Annotated in this window: 2 protein-coding genes; both read left to right on the plus strand. The window is 42.0% G+C overall.

Annotation, left to right across the window (positions count from 1 at the left end; genetic code table 11):
* Positions 1-2,381 (plus strand): ATP-binding protein (locus F6K53_RS36155; protein WP_293084242.1); only part of this gene is annotated, 2,381 nt, incomplete at its 5' end.
* Between the two features lie 122 nt (positions 2,382-2,503).
* Positions 2,504-3,152, plus strand: a 649-nt coding sequence (locus tag F6K53_RS36160; protein ID WP_293084244.1) for a CHASE domain-containing protein, incomplete at its 3' end; no start/stop codon positions are given.

Raw genomic sequence — 3,152 nt, forward strand, 5'->3', positions numbered from 1 at the left:
TCAATGCACTAATCCTGATTCTAGGAACTAGCCTTTGCTCAAGGAGAAGCTGGGTAGAAAAAAACCAAACCAGGAGCTTGGGTTTTGTCATTATTGTCAGCTTGGGGTTTGGGTTGATTGCCTATGGCATAATTCACATCTGTGCAACCAGCGAGCTTCTGCCGGAAACAACATTTCCCAACTCCATTATCCCCCGACCATGGGACATCCTGCCATTGCTTCTGTTTATTGCTGCTGGCATTTTTATTTACCCAAGCTTTCACCAACGGTATCCCAGTCTGTTCTCTTACTCCTTAATTGTGAGTACTATTCCCGATACAGTCGCCCAACTCCACATGGCTTTTGGTTCACAAGCACTCTTCGACAGTCATTTCCATATCGCCCATTTCCTCAAAATTATTGCCTACCTGATCCCCCTAGTAGGATTAATACTGGATTATCAGCGTACCTATTGTACACTAGAACATGTCAATAAACGTCTGGTATTAGAGATTGCTAAACAACAAGAAACAGAGAAAAAACTGCAAAGGTCAGTCAAAGAATTATCAGATTTCAAGTATGCTTTAGATCAAGGTTCAATCCTAGCTATTACTGACCAAAAAGGGGTAATTACCGATGTCAATGATCGGTTCTGTCATATCTCTAAATATTCTAGAGAAGAACTGATTGGACAAAGCCATCTATTGATCAATTCCAATTACCACCCCAAGGAATTCTTCCGAAACCTTTGGTCAATTATTGCTAGTGGTCAAGTTTGGCAGGGAGAAATTAAGAATCAAGCCAAAGATGGCAGCTATTACTGGGTCGATACCACCATTGTACCGTTCTTGGATGATAGGGACAAACCTTACCAGTATTTGGCGATCAGAACCGATATTAGCGATCGCAAACAAGCTGAGGAAGACCTCAAACAGGCAAAAGAAGCAGCCGTTCGCGCTGCGGCGCAAAGCGCAGTGGCCAACCGTGCCAAAAGCGAATTTCTCGCCAACATCAGCCATGAACTCCGCACCCCTCTCAATGGCATCCTCGGTTACACCCAAATCCTGAAACGCTCCAAAACCTTGTCTGATCAGTCTCTCAAGGGGATTGACATTATCCATCAATGTGGTGATCATCTGCTCACCCTAATTAATGACATTTTAGACCTGTCCAAAATTGAAGCTGGTAAAATGGAACTCTACCGGACAGATTTTCATTTTTCGTCTTTTCTTCAGAACCTGATTGACATCTGCGAAATCCGAGTTCAAAACAAGGACATTTTGTTTACTTACCAACCCCTTTCTGAACTTCCCACCGGCATCCATGCTGATGAAAAACGCCTGCGACAAGTGCTGATTAACTTACTGGGGAATGGGATTAAGTTTACTGACACTGGAGACGTTAAGTTTACAGTAAGTGTCCTTAAACCCAGGGAAAAGGAGAATGAACACATGACCAATAGCCAAGGACTATTGACAACAATTCGATTTAAAATTGAAGACACGGGTATTGGCATGAGTCCGGAACAAATCGAACGAATATTTTTGCCTTTCGAGCAAGTGGGGAATCCCTTAAATAAAGCACAAGGGACCGGATTGGGATTAGCCATTACTCAGAAACTGGTTCAGATGATGGGGTCTAAGTTAGAAGTAAGCAGCCAGTTGGGCATTGGCACTGTGTTTTGGTTCGATTTGCAGTTAAAAGAAACCACAGCTGCATCCAAACCCATGACTCCTCAAAGAGGGATTATTGGCTTCAAAGGTCAGCCACCCACAATTCTGGTGGTGGATGATAAACAAGAAAATCGCTGGGTGATTGTAAATCTGCTGGCTCCCCTGGGATTTGAACTAGTGGAGGCTAGCAATGGTCAAGAGGGTTTAGAGGAAGCCACAGCATTTCCACCAGACCTGATTATCACTGACTTGTTGATGCCACAGATGGATGGCTTTGAGATGATCCGACAGTTGCGACAATCCCCCCAATTGCACTCAAAAGTAGTGATTGCGTCTTCGGCTAGTGTATTTGACACTGACAAGGAAAAAAGTAGTGAGGCTGGAGCGGATGATTTTCTGCCTAAACCAGTAGAGGCAGAAAAGCTACTAGAGATGTTACAAGTGCATCTGAAACTGGAATGGATTTATCAAGCAAGGCAGGAAGGAGGAAGTAGGAAGAAGAAAAACATCTCATCTCAAACCCTAGAGATTGTGACTCCTCCAGTCGAGAAACTTTCCCAACTTTACGATCTGGCTAGGGCAGGCTTAATCAATGACCTTTTAAAACAAATCGATAACCTAGAAAAATCCGATCCAAACACTAGTGATTTTGTCCAACACATCCGTGAATTAGCTCAAAAGTTTCAGTTAAAAAAAATACGCTCTTTCCTTAACGACTATATTCATTGAATTCAGAAGATGCCTGTTTACTTTCAAAACCAGTTATCTCTCGCCTATTTATGATATTTCATAGACTGACTAATTCCAACCATTAAACTTTATGTACTCAGGGACTAAACAAAGGTAATTTAATGAATAATACCAAACTAATTAATCCTCTACTACCGCTCAAAAAAACAGTCCATTCTCTGCCCTTAGCACTGACTATTTTTACAGGGGTTATGTTTTCCCTACTAACGTTCATGGGAACTTGGAATTTGGAAAACAAAACGATCGAAAAAGAGTTTGAACAAGATGCAACCGATATTATTTCCTTGCTCCAAAGAAGCCTTGAAAAAAATCTACACCAACTGGAATCGATTGTTGGGGTCTATGCTGCCTCCGAAAAAGTGACTCGTCAGGAATTTCGGACGTTTGTCAAGCCTTACTTGTCAAATCATTCAGATATTCAAGCCCTAGAGTGGATTCCTTGGGTACCCCATGAGCAACGATCTGCTTACGAACAAGCTGCCAAACAAGAGGGTTTTCCTAACTTTAAAATTACAGAAAATAATCCTCAGGGAGAGCTGATTAAGGCTAAACCCAGAGAAGAATATTTTCCGGTCTATTTTGTTGAGCCATACCACGATAATGAGACAATGTTGGGATTTGACCTAGCCTCGAATTCTCTAAGTTTGGAAGCTTTGGAATTATCACGGGATAGTGGCAAAGCGATCGCAACTGCACCGATGATATTAATGCATAAAAACACCCATCACCAACTAGGATTCCTAATTTTAT

The organism is Moorena sp. SIO4A1 (genome assembly GCF_010672065.1).
Taxonomy (GTDB): Bacteria; Cyanobacteriota; Cyanobacteriia; order Cyanobacteriales; family Coleofasciculaceae; genus Moorena.